The 737-nt window shown below is 69.1% G+C and carries 2 pseudogenes; one reads left to right on the top strand and one right to left on the bottom strand.

The annotated features are described in order from the left end of the window. A pseudogene (locus tag NS354_RS12985) lies at positions 1 to 267 on the bottom strand (hypothetical protein); the annotation flags it as partial. Here NS354_RS12985 and NS354_RS12990 point away from each other — a divergent pair. Next, positions 200 to 737, top strand: a pseudogene (locus tag NS354_RS12990) (glucose-6-phosphate isomerase); the annotation flags it as partial. The pseudogenes NS354_RS12985 and NS354_RS12990 overlap by 68 nt on opposite strands.

Raw genomic sequence — 737 nt, forward strand, 5'->3', positions numbered from 1 at the left:
GGCCAGGGTTGCCGCGGGTGCTGCGGTGCGGAAGTGCTCGTCCATCGTGAGGAAGCCTGGCAGCAGCGCCTCGCAGACGTGCGGACCCAGCACCACGGCCAGGATGGTGCCGATCGCGGAGTCCACGGAGTAGCGCCCGCCCACCCAGCTCCAGAAGCCGAAGGCGTTGGCGGGGTCGATGCCGAAGGCCTCCACCTTGTCCAGGGCGGGCGCCAAGCACTTCGTGGCCGTGTCCACCGCCCTGGACAAGGTGGAGGCCTTCGGCATCGACCCCGCCAACGCCTTCGGCTTCTGGAGCTGGGTGGGCGGGCGCTACTCCGTGGACTCCGCGATCGGCACCATCCTGGCCGTGGTGCTGGGTCCGGACGTCTTCGAGGAGCTGCTGGCCGGCTTCCACACGATGGACGAGCACTTCCGCACCGCAGCACCCGAGGCCAACCTGCCGCTGCTGATGGGCCTGATCAACGTCTGGTACGTCAACTTCTGCGGCGCGGACTCCCACGCGGTGCTGCCCTATGACCAGCACCTGCACCGCTTCCCCGCCTACCTGCAGCAGCTGACCATGGAGTCCAACGGCAAGTCCGTGCGCTGGGACGGCTCCCCGGTGACCACCGAGACCGGGGAGATCTTCTGGGGCGAGCCCGGCACCAACGGCCAGCACGCCTTCTACCAGCTGATCCACCAGGGCACCCGCCTGATCCCCGCGGACTTCCTGGCCTTCGCCGAGCCCACGAGAC

The organism is Leucobacter chromiiresistens (assembly GCF_001477055.1).
In the GTDB taxonomy this organism is placed as follows: Bacteria; Actinomycetota; Actinomycetes; order Actinomycetales; family Microbacteriaceae; genus Leucobacter; species Leucobacter chromiiresistens_A.